23 protein-coding genes are annotated in these 21,824 nt (G+C 32.3%); 3 read left to right on the top strand and 20 right to left on the bottom strand.

Annotation, left to right across the window (positions count from 1 at the left end; genetic code table 11):
• Window positions 1–131: 131 nt before the first annotated feature.
• Entirely contained in the window at window positions 132–1,766 is a 1,635-nt protein-coding gene (locus FM121_RS11935) for a peptide ABC transporter substrate-binding protein (RefSeq protein WP_086952385.1), read from the bottom strand.
• Between the two features lie 175 nt (window positions 1,767–1,941).
• Between FM121_RS11935 and FM121_RS11930 the strand changes: the two genes are divergently transcribed.
• The gene (locus FM121_RS11930; protein WP_086952384.1) at window positions 1,942–2,541 is read left to right on the top strand and encodes a GNAT family N-acetyltransferase; all 600 of its coding nucleotides are present in this window, start codon (window positions 1,942–1,944) and stop codon (window positions 2,539–2,541) included.
• Between the two features lie 79 nt (window positions 2,542–2,620).
• Complete coding sequence (locus FM121_RS11925) at window positions 2,621–5,011, top strand: transglycosylase domain-containing protein (protein ID WP_256958456.1); 2,391 nt, start codon at window positions 2,621–2,623, stop codon at window positions 5,009–5,011.
• Window positions 5,012–5,101: 90 nt separating this feature from the next.
• On the opposite strand, the gene ccpA is transcribed toward FM121_RS11925, so the two are convergent.
• The 3 genes from ccpA to FM121_RS11910 form a co-directional block, all read right to left on the bottom strand.
• Window positions 5,102–6,103, bottom strand: coding sequence for a catabolite control protein A (ccpA, locus tag FM121_RS11920; protein WP_086952383.1), 1,002 nt, complete (start codon window positions 6,101–6,103; stop codon window positions 5,102–5,104).
• A gap of 177 nt (window positions 6,104–6,280) precedes the next feature.
• On the bottom strand, window positions 6,281–6,733 hold the full coding sequence (locus FM121_RS11915; protein WP_086952382.1) for a YtxH domain-containing protein: 453 nt from the start codon (window positions 6,731–6,733) through the stop codon (window positions 6,281–6,283).
• 17 nt (window positions 6,734–6,750) lie between these two features.
• Window positions 6,751–7,179 (bottom strand): DUF948 domain-containing protein, encoded by a 429-nt coding sequence (locus FM121_RS11910; protein WP_086952381.1) that lies wholly within the window; start codon window positions 7,177–7,179, stop codon window positions 6,751–6,753.
• 129 nt (window positions 7,180–7,308) lie between these two features.
• Between FM121_RS11910 and FM121_RS11905 the strand changes: the two genes are divergently transcribed.
• Window positions 7,309–8,202: a mechanosensitive ion channel family protein gene (locus FM121_RS11905; protein WP_086952380.1), complete on the top strand. Its 894-nt coding sequence runs from the start codon at window positions 7,309–7,311 to the stop codon at window positions 8,200–8,202.
• 92 nt (window positions 8,203–8,294) lie between these two features.
• On the opposite strand, the gene FM121_RS11900 is transcribed toward FM121_RS11905, so the two are convergent.
• The 16 genes from FM121_RS11900 to FM121_RS11825 all read right to left on the bottom strand — a co-directional run bounded on the left by FM121_RS11900 (window position 8,295) and on the right by FM121_RS11825 (window position 21,637).
• Window positions 8,295–9,431 carry an N-acetyldiaminopimelate deacetylase gene (locus FM121_RS11900; protein WP_086952379.1) on the bottom strand — a complete coding sequence of 379 codons (1,137 nt, stop codon included), beginning with the start codon at window positions 9,429–9,431 and terminating at the stop codon, window positions 8,295–8,297.
• Window positions 9,403–9,939, bottom strand: a complete 537-nt coding sequence (cbpB, locus tag FM121_RS11895) for a cyclic-di-AMP-binding protein CbpB (protein ID WP_086952378.1) — start codon at window positions 9,937–9,939, stop codon at window positions 9,403–9,405. Before cbpB ends, FM121_RS11900 begins: the two co-directional genes overlap by 29 nt.
• 104 nt (window positions 9,940–10,043) lie before the next feature.
• Window positions 10,044–10,559: a metallophosphoesterase gene (locus FM121_RS11890; RefSeq protein WP_086952377.1), complete on the bottom strand. Its 516-nt coding sequence runs from the start codon at window positions 10,557–10,559 to the stop codon at window positions 10,044–10,046.
• Window positions 10,560–10,561: 2 nt separating this feature from the next.
• Complete coding sequence (gene rph, locus FM121_RS11885) at window positions 10,562–11,911, bottom strand: ribonuclease PH (RefSeq protein WP_086952376.1); 1,350 nt, start codon at window positions 11,909–11,911, stop codon at window positions 10,562–10,564.
• Window positions 11,912–11,923: 12 nt separating this feature from the next.
• A complete protein-coding gene (racE, locus tag FM121_RS11880; protein WP_086952375.1) occupies window positions 11,924–12,730 on the bottom strand; it encodes a glutamate racemase in 807 nt (268 codons plus the stop codon).
• Window positions 12,731–12,906: 176 nt separating this feature from the next.
• Window positions 12,907–13,935 (bottom strand): tRNA (adenosine(37)-N6)-threonylcarbamoyltransferase complex transferase subunit TsaD, encoded by a 1,029-nt coding sequence (gene tsaD / locus FM121_RS11875; protein ID WP_086952540.1) that lies wholly within the window; start codon window positions 13,933–13,935, stop codon window positions 12,907–12,909.
• 11 nt (window positions 13,936–13,946) lie between these two features.
• Entirely contained in the window at window positions 13,947–14,396 is a 450-nt protein-coding gene (gene rimI, locus FM121_RS11870) for a ribosomal protein S18-alanine N-acetyltransferase (protein WP_086952374.1), read from the bottom strand.
• Window positions 14,397–14,399: 3 nt separating this feature from the next.
• Window positions 14,400–14,906, bottom strand: a complete 507-nt coding sequence (rimI, locus tag FM121_RS11865) for a ribosomal protein S18-alanine N-acetyltransferase (protein WP_179203866.1) — start codon at window positions 14,904–14,906, stop codon at window positions 14,400–14,402.
• Window positions 14,893–15,627 (bottom strand): tRNA (adenosine(37)-N6)-threonylcarbamoyltransferase complex dimerization subunit type 1 TsaB, encoded by a 735-nt coding sequence (gene tsaB / locus FM121_RS11860; protein WP_256958455.1) that lies wholly within the window; start codon window positions 15,625–15,627, stop codon window positions 14,893–14,895. The genes rimI (FM121_RS11865) and tsaB overlap by 14 nt, the downstream gene beginning before the upstream one ends.
• A gap of 97 nt (window positions 15,628–15,724) precedes the next feature.
• A complete protein-coding gene (locus FM121_RS11855) occupies window positions 15,725–17,026 on the bottom strand; it encodes a hemolysin family protein (protein ID WP_086952372.1) in 1,302 nt (433 codons plus the stop codon).
• Window positions 17,027–17,136: 110 nt separating this feature from the next.
• On the bottom strand, window positions 17,137–17,856 hold the full coding sequence (locus FM121_RS11850) for a CPBP family intramembrane glutamic endopeptidase (protein WP_086952371.1): 720 nt from the start codon (window positions 17,854–17,856) through the stop codon (window positions 17,137–17,139).
• A 19-nt stretch (window positions 17,857–17,875) separates the two neighbouring features.
• Complete coding sequence (locus tag FM121_RS11845; RefSeq protein WP_086952370.1) at window positions 17,876–19,141, bottom strand: hypothetical protein; 1,266 nt, start codon at window positions 19,139–19,141, stop codon at window positions 17,876–17,878.
• A 19-nt stretch (window positions 19,142–19,160) separates the two neighbouring features.
• On the bottom strand, window positions 19,161–20,144 hold the full coding sequence (galE, locus tag FM121_RS11840; protein WP_086952369.1) for a UDP-glucose 4-epimerase GalE: 984 nt from the start codon (window positions 20,142–20,144) through the stop codon (window positions 19,161–19,163).
• A gap of 122 nt (window positions 20,145–20,266) precedes the next feature.
• Window positions 20,267–20,797, bottom strand: a complete 531-nt coding sequence (locus FM121_RS11835) for a permease (RefSeq protein ID WP_086952368.1) — start codon at window positions 20,795–20,797, stop codon at window positions 20,267–20,269.
• Between the two features lies 1 nt (window position 20,798).
• A complete protein-coding gene (locus tag FM121_RS11830) occupies window positions 20,799–21,278 on the bottom strand; it encodes a hypothetical protein (RefSeq protein WP_086952367.1) in 480 nt (159 codons plus the stop codon).
• Window positions 21,279–21,280: 2 nt separating this feature from the next.
• Window positions 21,281–21,637: a PadR family transcriptional regulator gene (locus FM121_RS11825; RefSeq protein ID WP_086952366.1), complete on the bottom strand. Its 357-nt coding sequence runs from the start codon at window positions 21,635–21,637 to the stop codon at window positions 21,281–21,283.
• Between the last annotated feature and the right edge of the window lie 187 nt (window positions 21,638–21,824).

The raw sequence follows: 21,824 nt of genomic DNA, 5'->3' as shown, positions 1-21,824 counted from the left end.
TTCGCTCCTCTTTATCTACTCTCCTAATTGTACAATTTAAAAATTACTCAAACAAGTATCTTGCCTATTAAAAAAAGAGTCAAGTAAAAGAATAGTTATTTCCACTTGACTCCTCTATATTAATTTAATTTTTATTTTATTAATTCTGCTGTTTTGTATTCGAATCTTGGTCCTACATTATGAAAGATAACATTTTTTAACTGACTGCTTCTTAAATAAGTTGGGTTAGAACTGTAAATAGGTGTAATTCCTTGTTCCGTCATTAAAACATTTTCAGCTTCAATTAAATTATTCCATCTCTCTTCTGGATTCAAGCTATTCTTTTGTGCCTCTAATAAAAATTCGTCAAATTTTGGTTGCTTATATTTCCCCCAGTTACTACCTGAAGTTGATTTAAAAAGTTGTAACATCGCATTTGGATCTGCGTAATCAGCACCCCAACTAACTAAATATAGATCAAATTCTTGTTTACTCGCATTCTCCATAAAAACAGATACTGGATAGGAATTAATACTTAATTTAGCACCTACTAAGTCCTCATTAATAACACCTTGCAAGTATTCAGCTGTTTTAGCCATGTCTTCGTTTTCAAAAGTAATTAGATTTATTTCAATTTTTGATTCTTTTTCTAAACCTAACTCTTCTTTTCCTTCAAGCCAAAGTTTTTTGGCTTTCTCTACATCTGTCTTTAATAATGATTCACGGTCTTTCGTAAAATCATTAGAGGTAACTGGATTAACTGCTAAATCTTCAAAGATAAGACCTGTTGCTGGTTCTACACCATTACCTAATATATTATGCGTTAGTTGTTCTCGGTCAATTAGTAACGAAATTGCTTGGCGAATTTTTTCGTTTTGGTAAAATTCTTTTGTGTGATTATAACCTATAAATATCGTCTGAGTTGTTTTCTCTTTAACGAATTCTGGATCTTCCAATTTATTTTTTGCATATTCACCTAATACACTGATGTCATTTGTCTGTCCACTTTCAAATAGGTTAACATTTGTCGATGTTTCTTTTACAACATCAAATTTTATTTGATTTGATTTCACTTGCTCTTTATCCCAGTAATCCTCATTTTTAAGATATGTCCAACCACTGCTAGTACCTGGTCCTTTAAAATCACTTAAGACAAAAGGACCATTATAAAGAGCATCTTCACTTGTCAAAGCAAAATCTTTTCCCTTACTTTCTATATAAGCTTCATTCAATGGGAAAAATACCGGCATAGCTAACATGGCTGTAAAATATGGCGTTGGCTCTATTAAATCATATTGCAAGGTTTCATCATCAATCTTTTTAATTCCTAGTTCTTCAACTTTTTTATTTTTATCTAAAATTTCATTGCCATTTTTTAAATTAGCATAGAAATAATTATTTTGCGCTGCATCCTTTGAAGAAATAGATCGTCTTAAAGCATATATGTAATCATCTGCTACTATCTTTTTACCATTTGACCACTTTGCCTCTTTATTTAATTTAATGGTGTAAGTTAGACCATCTTCACTAATATTCGGTAATTCCCTTGCACCAGCAGGAATCGGTTGATTACTTTTGTCTAATCGATACAAACCTTCATAAACGTTATTTAAAACAATATTGCTATTTACATCAACTGAAAAAGAAGGATCTATTGTATTTAATTCTTGTGTCACATTAATTTTAATAACATCTTCACTTTCTTTTACCTCTTCTTTGGTTGTTGAACATGATGTGAAAATAAAAATAGAACTTAAAAGTAATAGCTTTATCGTACTTTTCCCCATAGTATCTTCTCCCTTATTATAACAAATTATTTTTTTCACAATTAAAACTTACCAAATATTTAAAATAAATGCAATATTTATTTAACGTTATATATTTATAAAATATTTTATTTTTTATTGAGCTTATACCTACCCTAAAGTTTAGAATATATCTATAAAAGAAAGGCGGATTTAAATGGATATAAAAATAACTTTTGGTAACAATCAAAAAGCAATTTTAATTAAATCACTTGTATTAGAAAGTTTCAAAAGTAAATTTAGTCAATCCGGTTTTACTAATTCTGAAATTATCTCTCTTTCAGAATTATTTTGGAAAATACCTGATAAAAAAGAGTCTAATTGTCAATATGTCGTCATACAAAACAAACAATTAGCCGGAACCATGTTACTCAAGAGAGATAATTATCCTGAAGAATCTATGAAACACTATGTCTTACTATTTTTTAAACATAATCCTTTTAAAATTTTCAAACTATTAGCTACCCTAAGTGTTTTAGAACATCAAGTTAAAAAAAATGAAATTTATATAGATTATATAGTCATTGATCAACATTTTAGAAATCTTGGAATTGGAAGTAAATTATTAAATAAAGCCATGACATCAATCAAGGAAGATCAATATCTCTCTCTTTATGTTGCAAAATCAAATATTGGTGCGATAGAACTTTATAAAAAAAAAGGATTCAAAATTGTAACAACTAAAAATAGTTACCTCAGAAAAATATTTTTAAATGAAGAAGGTTGGCATTATATGACTTGGTCGCCTCGCAACTAAATTTTATATAATATTCAAAACTAGGAATAGAACTCATATAATGATATAATTTTATCATTATAAGTTTTGAGGTGATATATTGACACAACCTAGTAATAACGATAATCAACCACCTATACCACCACAGCCCAATAATGAAGAAATAAAAACAATAATAGACCATGACACTCACGATGAACCAAAAAAATCTTTTTCTTTTTCGATTAATGTCTTTTACCGTGTCTTACGTTCTATCTTTTTGTTTTTTGTTCTTATTGCATCTGGGCTTGGTTTTCTAGGCTTAGGGGTGGGCTTTGGGTATTTTGCTTCACTTGTTTCAGACGTAAAAGTACCCGGTAAAGAGGAGCTTTCACAAAAAATTAATGATGTAGAACAACAATCAAAAATTCTATATTCAAATGGTGAACTTATTTCAGTTATTAAGTCAGATCTTATTAGGACATCTGTTAAATCTGATGATATCTCACCCTTTGTAAAAAAAGCATTGATTTCTACAGAAGATGAAAATTTTTACGAACACAAGGGAATCGTCCCAAAAGCAATTATTCGTGCAACTATTTCAGATGTTGTTGGAGTTGGTGGAAGTTCAGGCGGTTCCACAATTACTCAACAATTAATTAAACAACAAGTCTTAACCAGTGAAACGTCGTACAAGCGTAAATCTTCTGAGATTTTGTTAGCGGCTCGAACTGAAAAATTCTTTTCAAAAGAAGAAATTTTAAATTCTTATTTAAATGTTTCCCCATTTGGTCGAAACAATCGTGGTGAGAATATTGCTGGTATTGAAGAGGCAGCACTCGGTATTTTTGGTGTTCATGCAAAGGATGTTTCTTTACCTCAGGCGGCTTTTTTAGCAGGTTTGCCACAAAGCCCCATTGAGTATACGCCTTATACGAACACTGGAGAATTTAAGAAAAAATTCGATGCAGGTTTAAACAGAAAAAATGATGTACTTTTTAACATGTACCGCGAAAAATCAATCAATGAAAAAGAGTACAATGAAGCTAAAAATTATGATTTAGCCAAAGATTTCATCCAACCTGAATCACCACTTAGTAATAACAGTGGCTATTTATATGACTATCTTATTAACGAGGCAGCTACAAAAATTATGCCGATCTATTATGAAAAAGATGGTTTAACTCAAAAAGATATGGATGAATCAATTGAATTACACAATAAATATCTTAAGATTGCCAAAAGAGAGCTCCGACAAAATGGTTATACTGTTCATAGCTCAATTGATAAAAATGTCCATAATTCGATGCAGGAAGCGGTTCAACAATATGGTTCTGTTTTAGATGATGGACGAGACATGACTCTTGAAACTGGTAGTGTCTTAATGGACAATAAATCAGGTAGAATTTATGGTTTTATTGGTGGTCGTGATTATAGTAAAAATCAATATAATCATGCTTTCCAAATGCAACGTCAACCAGGATCAACGATTAAACCAATCATTGCCTATGCTCCTGCGATTGATATTGGATTAGTTGGTTCAGAATCCATGCTATCAGATTATCCTAAAAAATATAAGAGCGGTGACGTTATTAACAACTACTCTGATAAAGGTAGTCACTCTTTTAAATCAGTTAGAGAATCAGTTAAGTGGTCGCTTAATATTCCAGTTGTTAATCTATATAATGATCTTCGAAATGAGATCAACCCTAAAGATTACTTCGATAAAATGAACATAACTGGGATTAGTACAGATGAATTTGGATACGAATCTATCCCCTTAGGTGGGACTTCAAACGGAATAACTGTTTTTGAAGAAACAGTCGCTTACGCTACTTTAGCTAATAAAGGCGTTTATAATGAAGGCTATTCGATCGATAAAATTACTGATAATAATGGTAAAATTATCTATGAACATAAAAAAGAGCCCGTTCAAGTTTTCAAACCTTCTACTGCAACTATCATGAATGATATGATGCGAGATGTTGTTAATTCAGGAACTGGACAACCGGTAAAAGACACCTTTAATAGCATTAATTCACCTTTGGCAAAAGCTGACTGGGCTGGTAAAACAGGAACAACTGACAATTTAAAAGATTATTGGTTTACAGCCTCAAACCCGGCCATCACAATGAGTAGCTGGATAGGTTATGACAAACCTACAACCATGAATGATACTTGGAATAAACAAAATATGGTCTACTGGTCTTATGTTACTAATTACGTTTACCAACAGAATCCAGATATCTTTGATATTAATCAAAAATTCTCCCTTGATTCTAGTGTTAAAAAAGAGAAAGTCGTTGAATTTACAGGTCAAAAAGAAGCTAGCTTTAACACAGAGGGATATAATATGAATTTACGTGGTTGGAAAACTAAAACAAGTCTTTATTCTGATGGAAGTAAACCTAAAGATAGTTCGTTTAGATTTGGAATTGGTGGCACAGATGATAATTATAAAAATTCTTGGAACTCGTATATAAGTCCTAAAAATTACAAAAAATGGAAATAAAGAAGAGGCTGACACAAATGTCAGCCTCTTCTTTATTTCTACGAATGTTTTTTAATAGTCAGGAGATAAACGACTATTGATCACCCTTTTTTATTTAGTAGACCCTTTTTCAATTAATCCATAAGGTAAAATAATTGTTTTTTCTTCGATATCTTCTTTGCTCATTAATTTTGTTAACAAACGCATTGCAACAGCACCGATATCATAAAGAGGTTGTGAAATGCTTGAAACACTAGGACGTGAAATATCACTAAATAATGAATTATTACTTGTAATTATTTCAAAATCACTAGGAACATTCACACCATTGTCAGTTAAACTATTTAATAATCCAACTGCTAACTCATCATCCGCAACAACTGCTGCAGTTGCTCCACTATTAGACATACGATCGTGTAATTTTAAACCTGATTTATAGCTATACTCTGATTCAAAAACTAAACCTTCATTAAAAGTGATACCATTTTCTTTTAAGGCTTCTTTATAACCATTTAAACGATACACTCCGTTAATTGGATCTAATAATGAACCTGAAACAAACGCTACTTTTTTATTACCAGATTTGATTAATTTAGCTGTTGCATCCTTTGTAGCTTCTTTATAATCAATGTTTACTGATCCTACTTGATCATCTGGGTCAATGGAACCTGCCAAAACAACTGGTGTTTTTGACCTAGAAAACTCACCGCGAATTTCCTCTGTTAAATGATGTCCCATAAAAATTACACCATCTACTTGTTTAGCTAGCAAAGTATTAAGTACACTAATTTCTTTTTTATCATCACCATCTGAGTTAGCTAAAATAATATTATATTTATACATCGTTGCCACATCATCAATTCCACGTGCTAAGGATGCAAAATAAGCATTACTCACATCAGGTATAATAACCCCTACCGTCGTTGTTCTTTTACTTGCTAATCCTCGTGCTACTGCATTAGGACGATAATCTAAGCGATCAATCACTTCTAGTACTTTTTTTCTAGTAGCTGGTTTGACATTAGGATTACCATTAACAACACGTGATACAGTTGCCATTGAGACTGCAGCTTCACGAGCCACATCATAAATTGTTATTGTTTGTTTTTCCATTATATTTTCTCCTTCAACGCCAAAATTTGACGCTTGGCATGTTTATTGTTATTAGATTATCAGATAACACTGATTATTGCAAGCGTTTTATTATCTTTTTCATGAAAACCAAAAGAAATTTTCATAAAAAAAGGCCAAATCTATGATTTGACCTTCATTGAATTTAATTATTATATACTATTTTTCAGTGTTTTCAAGTACAGAATACAATTCTTCTGAAATATTCTCATCTTTTAAAACAATATCGTCATTAGTTAAGTCGTTGACTTTTCCTCTAACTTCAGATGATGTTCTTTTAAAATCATCTTGGATATCTGATGTTTTCTCTTTTAATCCTTCTAAAAGCTCGTTGGAAGTAGTTTTAGCTTGATCAACATGTGACGTTACTTTATCTCCTACCCAGCTGTACGCTTCTTTTTTTTGTTTAGCATAATCACTAAATTCATTTCCTTTAACTTGAGCAATTCCTGCATACTCACTTGCTTTGCCCTCCGAAACACCATCTAACTGATCAATTAAGTCTTCTCTCATTTTTTTACCACTTTTTGGTGCTAAAAGTAATGCTGCGGCCGCTGCAGCTGCACCTCCAATAATAGCTCCTACTAAAAATCCATTTGATTTTTTCGACATCTATATTACCTCCTGATTTAATTATTTTTTTTAAATAAATGCGCTGCGCTTTGTGCTGCTTTTCCAACTATTGTTGCAGTAGCCGCTGTTTTGCCAGCATCTCCTACTTTTACTAGGAGACTCTTACTTGAAGCATTTAACTCTGACACACTTTCACTTAAATCTGCTACTGCTTGGAATAATGGATCGATTGTCTCAACTTTCTGAGTAACATCATTAAGTAGCTCATTACCAGTTACTAACATTTCTTCACTTTGTTTTAAAAGAACATCTACATCTTTTGTTAAAATGGTAACAGTTTTATTTGTCTTATCTAAAATTCGGTTCACTTTTTCAGTTGACTCTGAAATTACTTTATTCAACTGCAGTAAGAAAAAAACAATAACTATGACTAAAACAACGAATGCGACAGCTGCAATAAGGGCTGCAATTTCTGTACCTGACATCTTTACTATCTCCTACCTTTCATATAAAATACTATTTTTAGGATACCATTATCTTATCCTTTTCACAACATCTAAATCCATGCTAGAATAGTGATATATCACGTTATTTTAATAAGAAGGGCTGAAAAAATGAAAGAAACAACAACCAGTACTCAATTAGAGATTACTAAACAAACAAAAAATGGTCTTCGTGTGTTTCAAAATTTTTTGAACAACCTAGATTGGGAAAAAATATTTTCTACTGTTATCTATAAAGCATTTTTAATTCTATTAATGTGTTTATTGCTTTTTATCGTTAGTAAAATCGTCTTAAAACTTATCGAAAAATCATTTAAGAATTATCGGAAGAAGGAAGCATATAGCGAAGGTCGTTTAAATACTTTAGAAACCTTAGCTAAAAATTTCTTTCAATATTTTCTTTTCTTTGTTATTATTTATTCAATATTAACAATTATTGGAATTCCTGTTGGCTCACTAATTGCCGGAGCTGGAATTGCTGGGGTAGCCATCGGACTAGGAGCTCAAGGTTTTATTAATGATGTTATTACTGGATTTTTTATTATTTATGAACGTCAATTAGATGTTGGTGACCATGTTATTTTAGATACAGTTGAAGGAGTAGTAGAGCAAGTAGGGCTTAGAACAACTCAAGTTAAAAGCTTTAATGGGACTCTTAATTATATACCTAATCGACAAATCCTTATTGTCAGCAACCTTTCCCGTGGAAATCAGCAAGTTCTCATTGATATTAGAGTAAATCCAGATGAAGATATCGAAAAAGTTATCAATATTATGCATAAAATTAATGAAGAGGTCGCACTAAACATACCAGAAGTCAGATCTGAACCAAATATTTTAGGCTTAACTGCTTTACCAAACGGTGCCTTTGCTGTTCGATGTATTCTTTACGCGGTAGCTGGATCTCAAATCATGGTTGAGACTGCTTTAACAACGGCTTATGTAGAAGAATTAACGAATCAAGGTGTAACAATTCCCACAAGCCCTTTAAATATAGGCATCTAAGTATTAATGAAATCAAAGTCATTTTGTTCCCTGACTATTTAAAATTTTTCGTATACAAAAACGAGACTGACTCAAACTGTCAGTCTCGCTTTTTATATACTATCACGATGTATTATATACTCTTTAATGGCTTTGATTGCTGGAAAAATAACTTTTTCATCTGGGTTAAACTTGCCATGATGTAACCCATGTTGACTTGAAACACCTAACCAAAACATCATTCCTGGGATGTTTTTAAGTAAATAACCGAAGTCCTCACCCGTCATAGCTTCTTTTACTTCTAGAAAAGGTAATGATGACTCCTCTTTAAAATAGTTCATAAAATCAGAAGCTATTTCCGAATTATTAACCACGGGGACATATCCTTTTTGATCTAACTCAAGTAATACCTTGCAATCAAATGAACGACTAATCCCCTCTGCTAGGTCTTTCATCCTACTTTGTGTTAGGTCACTTATTTCATAAGTTAGAGAACGTATCGTACCAGTTAAAACAGCTTTACCTGCTACAACATTATCTGCAATTCCTGCATTAAATTCACCAAAAGTAATGACCGCATTTTTCATTGGATCAATGTTTCGACTAATAATAGTTTGAGCTTGCTGCACATAACTAGTTGCCGCAATAATCATATCATTTGCTTCATGGGGAAATGCTGCATGCCCATCCTTACCTGTAAATGTCAGAACAAAACGGCAAGCACCTGCAAACAGCGTTCCGTCAAGCGTTCCTATCGTTTTGGATGGTAGATGTGGTGCTACGTGTAACCCAAATATTTCATCAATAGTCTCATTTTTAATAAAGCCACTGTCATAGTATATTTTTGCACCAGAAAAATTCTCTTCTGCTGGTTGAAAAAAGAATATAACATCATTATCTAATTCATTTATTATAATTTGTTCTAACACACCTAGCGCAATTGTCATATGAAAATCATGGCCGCAAGCATGCATTTTACCTTCATGCAATGAAGAGTATGGGCTTTTTGTTTCCTCTTGAATAGGTAGTCCATCAATATCAGTACGCCAACCTATTGTTTTTATTGGCTTTTTACCTTTAACTCTGACACTAATCGCCGTATCCATTGTTTTAACTTCAATACGATTTTTAGGAAACTGATTTATTATATTGATTAAATAGTCGTGAGTTTTAAATTCACTTAAACCAATTTCTGGTATTTGATGTAAATCTCGTCTGAGTTTAATGACTTCTTTTTCCGACCATACCATTCTCTTCAACCCTTTTTAGATTAATTTTAATGTCAGGTATGATTTCTTTTTCATAGACATCATACTTTATTTCTAGCTCATGGGCTAAGTGATTGACTGATTTTAAAATTTCTTTTCTTGTAACAATTCCTAAAAACTCATTCTTTTCATTAACAACTGGAATAAAATTTGTATCAACTAATAAATTTAATATGCGTTCTATATTATAAGGTAATTGAATTGATTTTACATCTGTATCCATCACGTCTGCTACCTTTATATCTGAAAGTCGATCAGCATTAATTTTCTCTGTGTCAAACATCTCTGTTACAACATGGGATAATGAGATTAAGCCCACTAACTGTTGTTCCTTATTTAACACCGGAATTTTACTATATCCTATATTGGTTAAAACAAGTAAAGCATGTTCCAAATTGTTCGTGTCTGTAAGTGTGGCTACATTATCTCCATCGACTAAAAGATGTTCTTCATTTTCTAATAAAATATTTTTAACAGCATTCCCTATCATGTGGAGTGCCTCCATTCTTTAGTTACTAAACTTATTTTACCTTAAAAAAAGAGCATAATCAGCATTTTCACATTTTATTCATAACTTATTATAAATAACTTAATTTATTTATTAAATACAAGAGATAGTTCGGGTATTACTTGATGGCTACGATCATGATAAGTAATTTTTATTTCTTTTTCTGTGACTTCGATGATAGCATACGTTTTTAAATGACTGTACTTTCCTCTAGGTTGAGAGATACTTCCAGGATTCAGAAATAAAATATTTTGTTCCATTTCAGCAAATAATTTATGCGTATGACCATATAAAACAATATTTGCTCCTTTTTCTTTAGCTGAAAGAGCCAAATGATTCAAACTAGTATTTACATTAAATAAGTGACCATGTGTCATATAAAACACAATATCATCTGTTTTAATCACACATTCTACTTCATATTTAGGATCATAGTCGCAATTTCCTTTAACAACCACAAATTTTCGCCATAATTCATCTGTCACTTCTAATTCAGAATCGCCACAATGAAACATACCAGCTACTTTTTGCTGCCAATGCTCAGCAATGTTAACTAAAACATCTCGGTCACCATGATTATCACTAACAACTAGATATTTCATTTTTAATCCTCCATCCACTGATCAAATACTTCAGATAAATTCTCAATTGCTTTTGCTCTGTGACTCACTTTATTTTTTTCTTCTGATGTCAATTCAGCCATCGTTTTATTAAACTCAGGTACAAAGAACAACGGGTCATAACCAAAGCCATTATCTCCACGAGGAATTGTCCCAATAACCCCTTCTACTTCCCCAGTCACTACTAAACTTTTTTGATTAGGTGCTGCTAATACAAGAGTACAATGGAATTTCCCTCCTCTTTTTTCTTGTTCTACACCGTAAAGTTCATGTAAAAGTTTAGCATTATTAGCTGCATCACTTTTATTTTCTCCTGCATATCGTGCTGAAAAAACACCTGGTTGACCATGAAGAGCATCTACTTTTAACCCTGAATCATCCGCTAAAACCACACATTGAAAAATATCAGCTATGGTTTCTGCTTTTAGACGAGCATTGGCTTCAAATGTCATCCCTGTTTCTTCAACGTCTGGAACTTCTGGATAGTCTAATAATGTTTTAATGGTATAACCCTTTTCATTAAAGATCGATTCAAATTCTTTTGCCTTCCCCACATTCTGAGTTGCAATTAAAATTTCTTTATCATTCACTATTTTAACTTCTGGATGAATCGACTGACGACATAAACTTTTCTTTTGGATACTAATTAATTCTTTAATTGATGCTTCTCCAAAATCCAACATTTCATTTAATTCAGACCGAGTAAAAGTCGCCTCTTCTCCTGTTCCTTGAATTTCAACAAGGCGTCCCGATTCAGTCATGATAATATTCATATCTACATGGGCACTAGAATCTTCTACATAATTCAAATCTGTTACCACTTCACCATTTGGTAAAACGCCGATGCTTATCGCTGCTAAATGTTCCTTGATTGGATTTTCAGTTAACTCACCTGTGGCCATCAATTTGTCTATCGCAAGTTTAAGTGCTACAAATGCACCAGTAATACTCGCTGTCCTTGTTCCACCATCAGCTTGAATAACATCACAATCTACCACAATGGATCTTTCACCTAATTTTTCTAAATCTACTACGGCACGTAGTGAACGACCGATTAAGCGTTGGATTTCCATCGTACGCCCTGTCAACTTGCCTTTACTACTTTCACGACGATTTCTAGTATTAGTTGCACGAGGTAGCATGCTGTATTCTGCGGTAACCCACCCTGTTTCAGTCCCTCTCAAAAAAGGGGGAACTGATTCTTCAATTGTCGCATTAACGATCACTTTTGTTTGACCAAAACTAATTAAAACTGACCCTTCTGGATGAATTAAATAATCCGTTTCAATTGTTACTTTTCTTATCTCATTATTTTGCCTATGGTCTTGTCTCATCTTCATCATCCTTTATGGTAGCATTATTTTATTAACTGAAATTGATTCTAAATTAAGCCAATCAAGGCTAATATCTTCAAACATTTTTTTAGAACCTGTCATGAAAAACTCGTGTTGTTTCTCTTCATCTATTGCATCTGCTGCAATATTATAGTAATCCAATAGCATACTAACCTCACTAACAGCTTCTGCTCCTGAATCAATTAACTGAACATGTTCACCCATTTCTTTTTTGATCAGTGGTTTGAGAAGCGGATAATGAGTACATCCCATGACCAGTGTATCCACGTTCTTACCATTGAATGTGGCAAGAGCTTCGTTGACAACACTCTCGGCAATAACTGATTCATATTCTTTACTTTCAACAATTGGCACAAATTTAGGACACGCCACTCCGTAAACATCTGTCTTAGGTGACTTTTTATGAATAGCGTTCACATATTCACCACTGTTAATAGTTCCGACTGTACCGATGACACCAATTTTATTATTATTTGTTAATTTTAATGCTGCTCGAGCACCAGGATTAATTACACCAACAACCGGTATCCGTAAGGTTTTCTTAATATCCTCAAGCGCTACTGCTGTGGCTGTATTACATGCAAATACAATCATTTTGACATTTTTTTTTAATAAATACTGAGTCATTTCCCAAGTAAATTGTTTAATTTGTTCAACAGGTCTTGGTCCATATGGACAACGTAACGTGTCTCCTACATAATAGACTGTTTCATTAGGTAGTTGCTTCATCGCTTCTTTAACGACAGTTAAACCACCCACACCGGAATCTAAAAATCCGATTGGGCTATTATTACTCATGTGATCGACCTCTTTTTCTTTATATATCTGTGTACTACTGATCATTATATCATTTATCTCAATAGTCTTGCTTGCTTATGCTTTTTAATTAATTAATTTAGACCAATCTATCTTTTATAAATAAGTCGTCACTCACAAATTTCAGTGTGAAGGACGACTTATCTGAGTAGCTCTATTTATAAGGTAACACTTGGTTTGGCATTTAAATCCCAGCTGGCAAAATTACCTTTTTCTGCTTCAATAAATGCTGCTGCCCCGATCATCGCTGCATTATCACCGCACAATCTTAATGGCGGAACAATAAATTTAACTTGATTTAATTCTTCATGAACACTTTTTTCCAAAGCTGTTCTCAGTCCTTGATTGGCAGCAACACCACCAGCAACGATTAATTGCTTAACGTTATATTCTTTACAAGCTCTCATCGTCTTAGCCACTAAAACCTCAATGACACTCGCCTGAAAACTTGCTGCTAGATTATTATTATCTAGTAGTTCATCTCTTTGTTCCGCATTATGAACTAGATTAATGAATGAACTTTTTAGCCCACTAAAGCTAAAATCATAATTATCTTCTCTAATCATAGCACGAGGAAAATTGTAACTATCTTCTCCCACATGTGCCATCTGATCAATTTCTTTACCACTTGGATATTTTAGTCCTAACACTCGACCAACTTTGTCATAAGCTTCTCCACATGCGTCATCTCGCGTTTCACCAATAATTTCAAAACTACCATGCTCTTTCATATAAACAAGTTCTGTATGTCCTCCGCTGACTAGTAGCGCCATTGCCGGAAAGCTCATTTCGGAAACAAAACTTGCCGCATAGATATGACCTGCCATATGATTAACTGGGATTAATGGTAATTCATTAGCCCAAGCAAAACTTTTAGCTGCTGTAATTCCAATCAACAAAGCACCGACTAATCCAGGGCCGTAGGTTACAGCTACTGCACCTAAATCAGCAGCTTCCACATTCGCTTCTTTAAGAGATTCGTCAATACAGCCAATGATTTGCTCGACATGGTGTCTGCTAGCAACTTCAGGTACTACACCACCAAAACGTTTATGACTATTTATTTGCGAAGCAACAATATTAGATAATATTTGATTACCGTCTTCAATAATTGCAACACTAGTTTCGTCACAACTACTTTCTATTGCTAAAATGAGTTTTCTCTTTTTATTTTTAAATATATTCATTTTTTCACGTCCTATAATTCTAACATCCAAATTAAAGCATCTTCTTTTGGACTTTGATAATAATTATTTCTAACTCCAATTTTTTTAAATCCATTTTTTTGATAAAATTTTATTGCTTTTATATTGCTTCTTCTGACTTCGAGAAATATTTTTTTGACAGTCATTTCCTTTAATTCCTTTTGTGCTTCTTGAAGCAGCTGATAACCAACTGCTTGCCTTTGAAACTTTAGGTCAACGCCAATCAAAAGTAAATCTGCCTCATCAAGAACAACCGAAAACAGAATAAAACCAATTAAGTTATTTTCTTCAAATAAAAAATACTTTTTGTGGGTTTCATTTGTTAAAGAGCTTAAAAATTGGTTTTCATCCCATGGTGAACCTGTGCTAAACGTTTCTTCACTTAGTTTGACACATTTTTTGGCTAACAATTCATCAGATAAATTAACTTGCTGTCCATTCATTGCTTATGACTCCTCTAAAGTTAAAAACATATCTACCGCATCTTCTTGATCTTCTTTATAATATTTTGGCTTAATTCCATTAATATAAAAGCCGAAATTCTTATAAAGATTTATTGCTCGATAATTTGTCTTTTTAACCTCTAAACTCATGGTCAGGCATTTATTATTTTTAGCAAAAATCAGAGATTCTACTAATAACTGTTTGCCTATTCCATGATGTTGATATTTTGGTAGTACAGCCAAGTTTGTAATATGAGCATCAGTATTCATGACTCGAACACCTATAAAGCCTAACACCTCCGAGCCATGAACTGCTTTAACATATAGACTTTGCTGCCTTTTAGTAAGCTCTAACCAAAAAATAGTATTGCTCCAAGGTGATTTTCCATAGACTTCTTTCAAAATATCTTGAAATAAATAAATATCTGTTACCTTGGCTATTTCGTAACGAATCAAAGGCTTCATGGCGTTATCTTTCTGCTTTTTATTATAATCACTATACTCGCTCAACATAACTAACATCCTTTTGGGTACGATGTTCTTCTAACCATTTCTCCTCAGCTTCTACTTTTTTTAAGTATTTAGGAACAAAATCTTCAATATTATCAATTAATATATTTTGTTCTTCTAATAAATAAAAAGAAGTTGCCTTGATATCATTATTAACGATTGATTGACTAAATATAATTTCTGTTTCTTTAAACTTTTCTAATGTTTCACTAAATACATCTAAATCTGGTCCTACTAAATGGATAGGTTTTTTATGAGTTAAAAGTTGGGCAAGCCACTCTTCTAATTCAATATGTTGATCTGCTATAGTAGCTATCAATTTTCCATCTAGCCATTCATACGCACCTGTGTAAACATTATTTCTACGTGCATTGAATAATGGTACAATCAACCCTTCAAAATTATCTTTTGTGGCAGCTAACATAGCTAAGCTTGAAATAGATGCCAACTCAATTCCTAACGTCCATGCTAATGTTTTAGCCGTTGTCACCCCTATTCTTAAACCAGTATACGAACCAGGTCCTTCTGCAACGACGACTTTAGTTAAATCTTTAGGTTTTAAACCATTAGAGGCCAAAAGAAAATCAATAGCTGGCATTAATGTAACACTATGATTTTTCTGAGTTGTACTTGTATAACTTGCAATTATCTTATTATTTTCATATAGGCATAACGCCATACTTTGATTAGATGTATCTATCCCTAAAATCGTCATATTCATCGATCCTTTTCCCTAGTATTCTGATATATTGTAGCATATTTTAAGATTTAAGGCTTAGCATAAGACAAAAAAGATGAGAGTTGAATGTCTCATCCTTCTATGCACTCGCTCTAGTATCTTTAATTTTAACTCTCTCCACAACCGTTTGTCTAACTAGCAGAGCAGTAAAAACAACTCCTTCGATTTCAAAAGAAAAGCCTTTTTCGACCTCATTGGAATAAACACTTGTAAAATAGCCACTTAAAGTCACATTACCATTTGGATCTTCTAAATCTTTTAAATCAAAGTAGTGTCTAATTTCATCTAGTTCAATTTTTCCTTCTACAAGATACTCATGATGTCCTAATGGTTGGATCATTTCTTTTTCTGTATCAAGTTCATCTTGGATATCACCGACAATTTCCTCAATAATGTCCTCGATTGTTACAATGCCTACTGTGCCACCATATTCATCAACAACCATTGCAATGTGTTTGTGTTCTTCTTGCATTTTTTTCAGGACATCTTTGACAACCATCGTTTCCATGACGAAAATTGGTTTTGCTGTTTCTTCTGCCAACAAACGATTTTTATCAATATAAGAACTTCGAACCAATTGTTGTAAGGTGACATACCCCATAATCTCATCTTTAGATTCTTTAATAACAGGAAAACGACTGTACCCTACATCAATAATTTTAGGTATTGCCTCTTCAATCGTCAAATCATAATCTAAGACTTTCATTTCTAAACGATTTGTCATTATTTCCTTAACTTGTCTTTCATCAAACTCAAAAATATTAGAAATATATTTGAACTCTTCTTGATTAATTTCACCCTTGCTGTAACTGTCTGCTGCAACTAGAATCAGTTCTTCTTCAGATAATGTTTCTTCTGCTTCACCAACCATATGAACACCAAACGCTTTACCGATTAGATTAGCTGAGTGATTCAATAGTTTGATAAATAAGTATGTTAATTTATAGAAAAAATGCAAAGGTTTAGCAATCCCCAAAACAACCTTTTCTGGATTAGCAATACTATATGATTTAGGTAATAGTTCGCCTATAACAACTTCCACAAATGTTACTAAAAAATAAGATAAAACAATTGAAATAGTTAACGTGATACTATTAGACATAGGTAATTTACTGACTAACGGAGATAACAAGGTTCGAACAGTTTCTTCTCCAATTCCCCCAATAATTAAAGTCGTCAAAGTAATTCCTAATTGACAAGCACTTAAGTAATCATCCAAGTGATGAACTAAATGCAAGCCTAAGTCAGCATTCTTTGTCCCACTTGCTGCGAGTTGTTCCAACTTAGATGATCTTACTTTAACTAAAGCAAATTCTGCTGCCACAAAAAGGGCTGTTATATAGATCATTATCGCAATTAATATTAATTTGAAGCCTACCATTCAAACACCTCTCTAATTTAATCCATACCCTCCATTTTAATAGATATCAATAAAAAAAGATACCTTTATCACATAAAAAGAAGTTGACTAAAATTAAAGTCAACTTCTTTTTATTTTTGAAATATAAAAGATAAAAATAAAACAACTGCTACAATTGCATTATTAAAGAAATGAACCAGCATACTATCTATAATATTTTCTCTTCTAAAATAAGCGTGACACAGTATAGCTCCCATTAACGCATACATTGCAAAAGAGATGATATTCACTGATAAATGAACACTTGAAAAAATAATCGATGTCATAAACATAATAAACCACTTTGGGCTATTTTTAAATAAAGTGACTCTTGGAATCCCTCTAAAAACTAGTTCTTCAAGGATAGGGGCAATTACCCCGACACTTAGTGACATCGCACCTACAAACCAAATATTAGTTCCGCTTGCAAACAAAGCTTCCAGAACTTCTTGGTTTTCAGATGTGTCAGCCCCATATATCATTTGCATGGCCATCGTCATAGTTACTGTTACAAGCATCATAGCTAAATAATAAGTAAAAGCAATCCCGATATCTTTTAATGTTATCTTAAATTTATTTTTATCACTATATTTAAAGTAATAACGCCACGTAAAATAAATAATTAATCCAATAATAATCAACCATGATACAAACAAGATAGTTGTTACAATCAATGAAGCTTGATTAAAAATAGGTGATAACATCATGATTAAGAGCATAGGAACTTGTGTTAAAAGGAAAAAACCGAGAATTATTACGATATACAGAATACTCGATTTTAATTTTTTCAAAACTGGATTAGGTTCCTTCATTTCATCTAAAACCTCCTATCTAAAGTGTATCAATAAAACGAACAAAGGCTTGTTGACCTTCTGGTGTTTTCTTGAATATTTGTTGTTTTTCGTAATTTCCTTCCATAACAGAAGTGATTTCTTCATTTGTTAAATTATGATCCTTCAAATTTACTACACCTAAAAAATCAACTTTATTTTCTTTATTTGAAAGTAAGGCTTCATAATCTGGCGTTCTAACAAAGGCTTCTGATGCATCTTGTAAAATAAGTTCTGCTACATAAGCTTCTTCTTCTTTTCTAAATGTAGAAATAACGGTATGTAAATCCAATCCGTCCTCAGTCTTAGCGATAATATCTAAAGAAGGATATGAGTATTGTTGCCATTTTAGGGTTAAATATTCTATCACATTAATCAAGTTTTTCTTAGAGGTTGTTTTCAAACGAATTACCGATACCGGCCATTCAACTAAGGAAGCTGATACAGTCACAAAACCAGGAATATCAAACATAAAATCATTTTCAGCTTGAATTAATGGTGTAGACGCTTCACCACCGTATAGATAACCATGAGTTAATTCACTCACTACTTTTGGGTTATATGTTATAAAATAATGGGGATATATATCCAATAAATTCAACATTGTTTCTTGTAATTGACGGTTAATAATCATTGGTTTATGTTCTTCTGGCATAAAGATACATTCTTCTTTAATAATTGGTTTTTGAGAATAAGAAAAACCCCAACTTTCCCCCTTAACATTCATTCTAATAATTCGTTTATTACGATTATTTAATTTGCCATACCCTTCACTTTCAAAACAGTAATCACAGATTTCTGCTTCTTCAAAATGACTTGTCTCTAGTTTTGTTTGAACCATAAAATGACTCTTCTTAACCACTACTTCTTCTTGAGAAGAAATGTTTTTTTCTATATATCCATTTGTAACATTCATCAGATGAAAATAATCAGTTGCTTCTTTTTCTGATGTCTCATAATATTGAGAAAACAAAGCATTCACAACAGATGGCGGTGGGGTTAGTATGTCTCTCAACTCTGATGACATTTCAGCTAAGCCTTTAACATCATTTCTAGACACTCTATTATTAGAGATTGCTATTTCTAATAATTCTTTTAATAATTCTTTTGATGTCCTTATTTTTTCTTCATCAAATTCAACAGATTCTGTTGGTTCTCCGATTAAAGAAATAATTCGATTATTTAAACAAACACGATCTAAAAGCATCCAGCCACCCGACTGAATAGCTACATCAATAAAATCATGAATGATTATATTCTCTTTCATTAATAAAATCTCCTCAAAATTAATATCCAGTTGGGTTTTTAACATGCCATTTCCATGCAGTCTCTAAAATAGTCGTTACATTGGTAGATTTAGGTTCCCAACCTAACACTTTTTTAGCTTTTTCAGGTGAGGCTACTAAGATTGCTGGGTCTCCTGCGCGACGTTCAGAGACAACGGCTGGAATCTCTTTTCCTGTAATTTTACGTGCTTCTTCCACCATTTGTTTGACAGAGAAACCTTCGTTACTACCTAAGTTAAAAATATTACTTTCATTGCCTTTATTTAAATAGTCTAAAGCTAACACATGAGCCTCACCTAAATCTACCACATGAACATAATCACGGACGCATGTGCCATCAGCTGTATCATAATCTTCACCAAAAATGGCGATGCTTTCTCTTTGCCCTAATGCTGTTTGTAAGATAATTGGAACTAAGTGAGTTTCCGGATTATGGTCTTCGCCAATCGAGCCGTCTAAGCTTGCTCCTGCTACGTTAAAGTATCTTAAAGCAACAAATTTAATACCATACGCATCATCACACCAGTGCATCATTTTTTCCATCATTAGTTTACTTTCACCATAAGGATTTTTAGGATTGGTTGGTGTTGTTTCGTAAATTGGTACTTGAGTTGTTTCACCGTAAGTTGCGGCTGTTGAAGAAAAGACGATTTTTTTAATGCCTAATTCTTTCATCACTTCTAAAGTTACCTGTGTGCCGTAGACATTGTTATTGAAATATTTTAAGGGATCAACGACTGATTCCCCAACTAATGAACTTGCAGCAAAATGCACAACAGCAGTGACGTTTTCATTTTTAAAAACTGATAACATAAAATCTTTATCTCTGATATCACCTTCAAAAAATTTAGCTTTTTTATGAACTGCTTCTTTATGTCCTGTTAATAAATTATCAATGACAACGACTTCTTCATTTTTATTGATTAATGCTTGTACAGCATGAGAGCCAATATAGCCTGCTCCACCTAAAACCGCAATACTCATTATAATTTCCTCCTTCGACCATAAAAATTATGATATACCATTACATTTTACACTAATTTTTTAAAAATAACTATCTAGATTAGTGTTTTGTCATGATTTTGAAGAGAAGAATTTGTACAATACTAATAATTATCAGAAATTTTTTTTATTTTACTTATATCAGCAGGAGTAAATATTTTTTCAAATAAAATCCCTGTTAAATAATAAAATACTAAAGAAAAGATAATATGAATAAGAGAAAATTTGATTCCAAATGAAGAAAACTCATAAATTAATACAGGTAATTTCACTGAGGACCATGCCCCTAAGAAAAAGATTATATAACGCAAACCAGCCCCTTTATTAATTAATAATATAGCAATCGGAAATGCCATATATAAAGGACCTGCTGCCACAGTAGCTAAAATCAATGAAAAAAATATTCCGCTTACCCCTGAATTTTCACCCATATATTTAACTAAGGTTCCTCTTTCTATCCATTTGTCTAATAAACCAATCAAAATAAAAATAGGAGGCAACAATATCAACATATCTCTTAAACTTTTACCTGTAATATTTAAAATATTAATACTTAACTCAAATTTATATAATGAAATCATGATTAAAACAATTAAAAGAACTATCAAAAATTTATTTTTTATTAGTATTTTCAACCTACATCACTACCTTTATAATTAATCCAAAAATTAAACACATAACAACAGCTGAGATTGTCCTTAAATAGGTGAACTTATTACCAAAAAATTTCTTTTCCATAGGGAGTATCGTCAACCCAACTGCCATCAAAGTTGACATCAGAACAGCAACTTGAGGATAGTCTGCTCCATTATCAATCAACGTCTTGCCTAAAGGAAAAACAATAAAACTAGGTACTATAGCGATTGATCCGATAATCGTTGCATAGACTATTCCCATCACACCAGAATTTTCACCCATTATTTTAGCAATCATCGTTGGCGTCAACACGGTAAGTACGATCCCTACAAGTAACATAATCGCTAACATATCTGGCAGAATATTTATAAACATTTTCCAAGCTTTAATTAATGCATTTTTAGTTTTGTCTTTATCTTTAACTAAAGAAACTGTCAATAACACACCACTTAAACTATATAACACAATTCCATTTATCATATTCATTCCTCCAGTTTTTCATACTCTTCTAAAAAGAAGTTTAGATTTTCAATATTAGACAACACATTTTTTTTACATTCCTGTAATAGAGTTCTTCCATACTCAGTCATGCTATAAAATCGGATCATTTTAGTATCTACTTCTTTATAGCTTGATATAATTGCTGATTCTTCTCCTAACTTTTTCAACGTTCGATACACCATGGCACTGTCAAATTGATTGTTCGGAATCAACTCTTCACACATTGTGACAAGTTCGCCTCCATAACAATCTTTTTTAGCTAAAAACAAAAGCAAATAGGAATCTACTTTCCGACCTCTTTTTCTACCTTGACTATTATTTTTTTTATTTTCTTTCATTTCACTTCTCCTTAAATTTTTATAAGTGTTTTTAACAGTTAACTGTTAAAAACAGTATAAAGTTAAAATTAAAAAAAAGCAATAAAGATGAATTTATTTGCCCTTTTTTTATGTTACAACAGGCTATTTGTATTTCTTTGTAACTATTAAATAACTACAAAAATAAAAAAGCACCCTATTTTCATAG

Source organism: Vagococcus fluvialis bH819 (assembly GCF_900163795.1).
Taxonomy (GTDB): Bacteria; Bacillota; Bacilli; order Lactobacillales; family Vagococcaceae; genus Vagococcus; species Vagococcus fluvialis_A.
This window is presented reverse-complemented; position numbering and strand designations above follow the sequence as displayed.

What these genes read in the sequence shown, in the direction of transcription:
- FM121_RS11935 (WP_086952385.1), bottom strand. Translation starts at nt 1,766, where the DNA reads ATGGGGAAAAGTACGATAAAGCTATTACTTTTAAGTTCTATTTTTATT.
- FM121_RS11930 (WP_086952384.1), top strand. Translation starts at nt 1,942, where the DNA reads ATGGATATAAAAATAACTTTTGGTAACAATCAAAAAGCAATTTTAATT.
- ccpA (WP_086952383.1), bottom strand. Translation starts at nt 6,103, where the DNA reads ATGGAAAAACAAACAATAACAATTTATGATGTGGCTCGTGAAGCTGCA.
- FM121_RS11915 (WP_086952382.1), bottom strand. Translation starts at nt 6,733, where the DNA reads ATGTCGAAAAAATCAAATGGATTTTTAGTAGGAGCTATTATTGGAGGT.
- FM121_RS11910 (WP_086952381.1), bottom strand. Translation starts at nt 7,179, where the DNA reads ATGTCAGGTACAGAAATTGCAGCCCTTATTGCAGCTGTCGCATTCGTT.
- FM121_RS11905 (WP_086952380.1), top strand. Translation starts at nt 7,309, where the DNA reads ATGAAAGAAACAACAACCAGTACTCAATTAGAGATTACTAAACAAACA.
- FM121_RS11900 (WP_086952379.1), bottom strand. Translation starts at nt 9,431, where the DNA reads ATGGTATGGTCGGAAAAAGAAGTCATTAAACTCAGACGAGATTTACAT.
- cbpB (WP_086952378.1), bottom strand. Translation starts at nt 9,939, where the DNA reads ATGATAGGGAATGCTGTTAAAAATATTTTATTAGAAAATGAAGAACAT.
- FM121_RS11890 (WP_086952377.1), bottom strand. Translation starts at nt 10,559, where the DNA reads ATGAAATATCTAGTTGTTAGTGATAATCATGGTGACCGAGATGTTTTA.
- rph (WP_086952376.1), bottom strand. Translation starts at nt 11,911, where the DNA reads ATGAGACAAGACCATAGGCAAAATAATGAGATAAGAAAAGTAACAATT.
- racE (WP_086952375.1), bottom strand. Translation starts at nt 12,730, where the DNA reads ATGAGTAATAATAGCCCAATCGGATTTTTAGATTCCGGTGTGGGTGGT.
- tsaD (WP_086952540.1), bottom strand. Translation starts at nt 13,935, where the DNA reads ATGAATATATTTAAAAATAAAAAGAGAAAACTCATTTTAGCAATAGAA.
- rimI (WP_086952374.1), bottom strand. Translation starts at nt 14,396, where the DNA reads ATGAATGGACAGCAAGTTAATTTATCTGATGAATTGTTAGCCAAAAAA.
- tsaB (WP_256958455.1), bottom strand. Translation starts at nt 15,627, where the DNA reads ATGAATATGACGATTTTAGGGATAGATACATCTAATCAAAGTATGGCG.
- FM121_RS11855 (WP_086952372.1), bottom strand. Translation starts at nt 17,026, where the DNA reads ATGGTAGGCTTCAAATTAATATTAATTGCGATAATGATCTATATAACA.
- FM121_RS11850 (WP_086952371.1), bottom strand. Translation starts at nt 17,856, where the DNA reads ATGAAGGAACCTAATCCAGTTTTGAAAAAATTAAAATCGAGTATTCTG.
- FM121_RS11845 (WP_086952370.1), bottom strand. Translation starts at nt 19,141, where the DNA reads ATGAAAGAGAATATAATCATTCATGATTTTATTGATGTAGCTATTCAG.
- galE (WP_086952369.1), bottom strand. Translation starts at nt 20,144, where the DNA reads ATGAGTATTGCGGTTTTAGGTGGAGCAGGCTATATTGGCTCTCATGCT.
- FM121_RS11830 (WP_086952367.1), bottom strand. Translation starts at nt 21,278, where the DNA reads ATGATAAATGGAATTGTGTTATATAGTTTAAGTGGTGTGTTATTGACA.
- FM121_RS11825 (WP_086952366.1), bottom strand. Translation starts at nt 21,637, where the DNA reads ATGAAAGAAAATAAAAAAAATAATAGTCAAGGTAGAAAAAGAGGTCGG.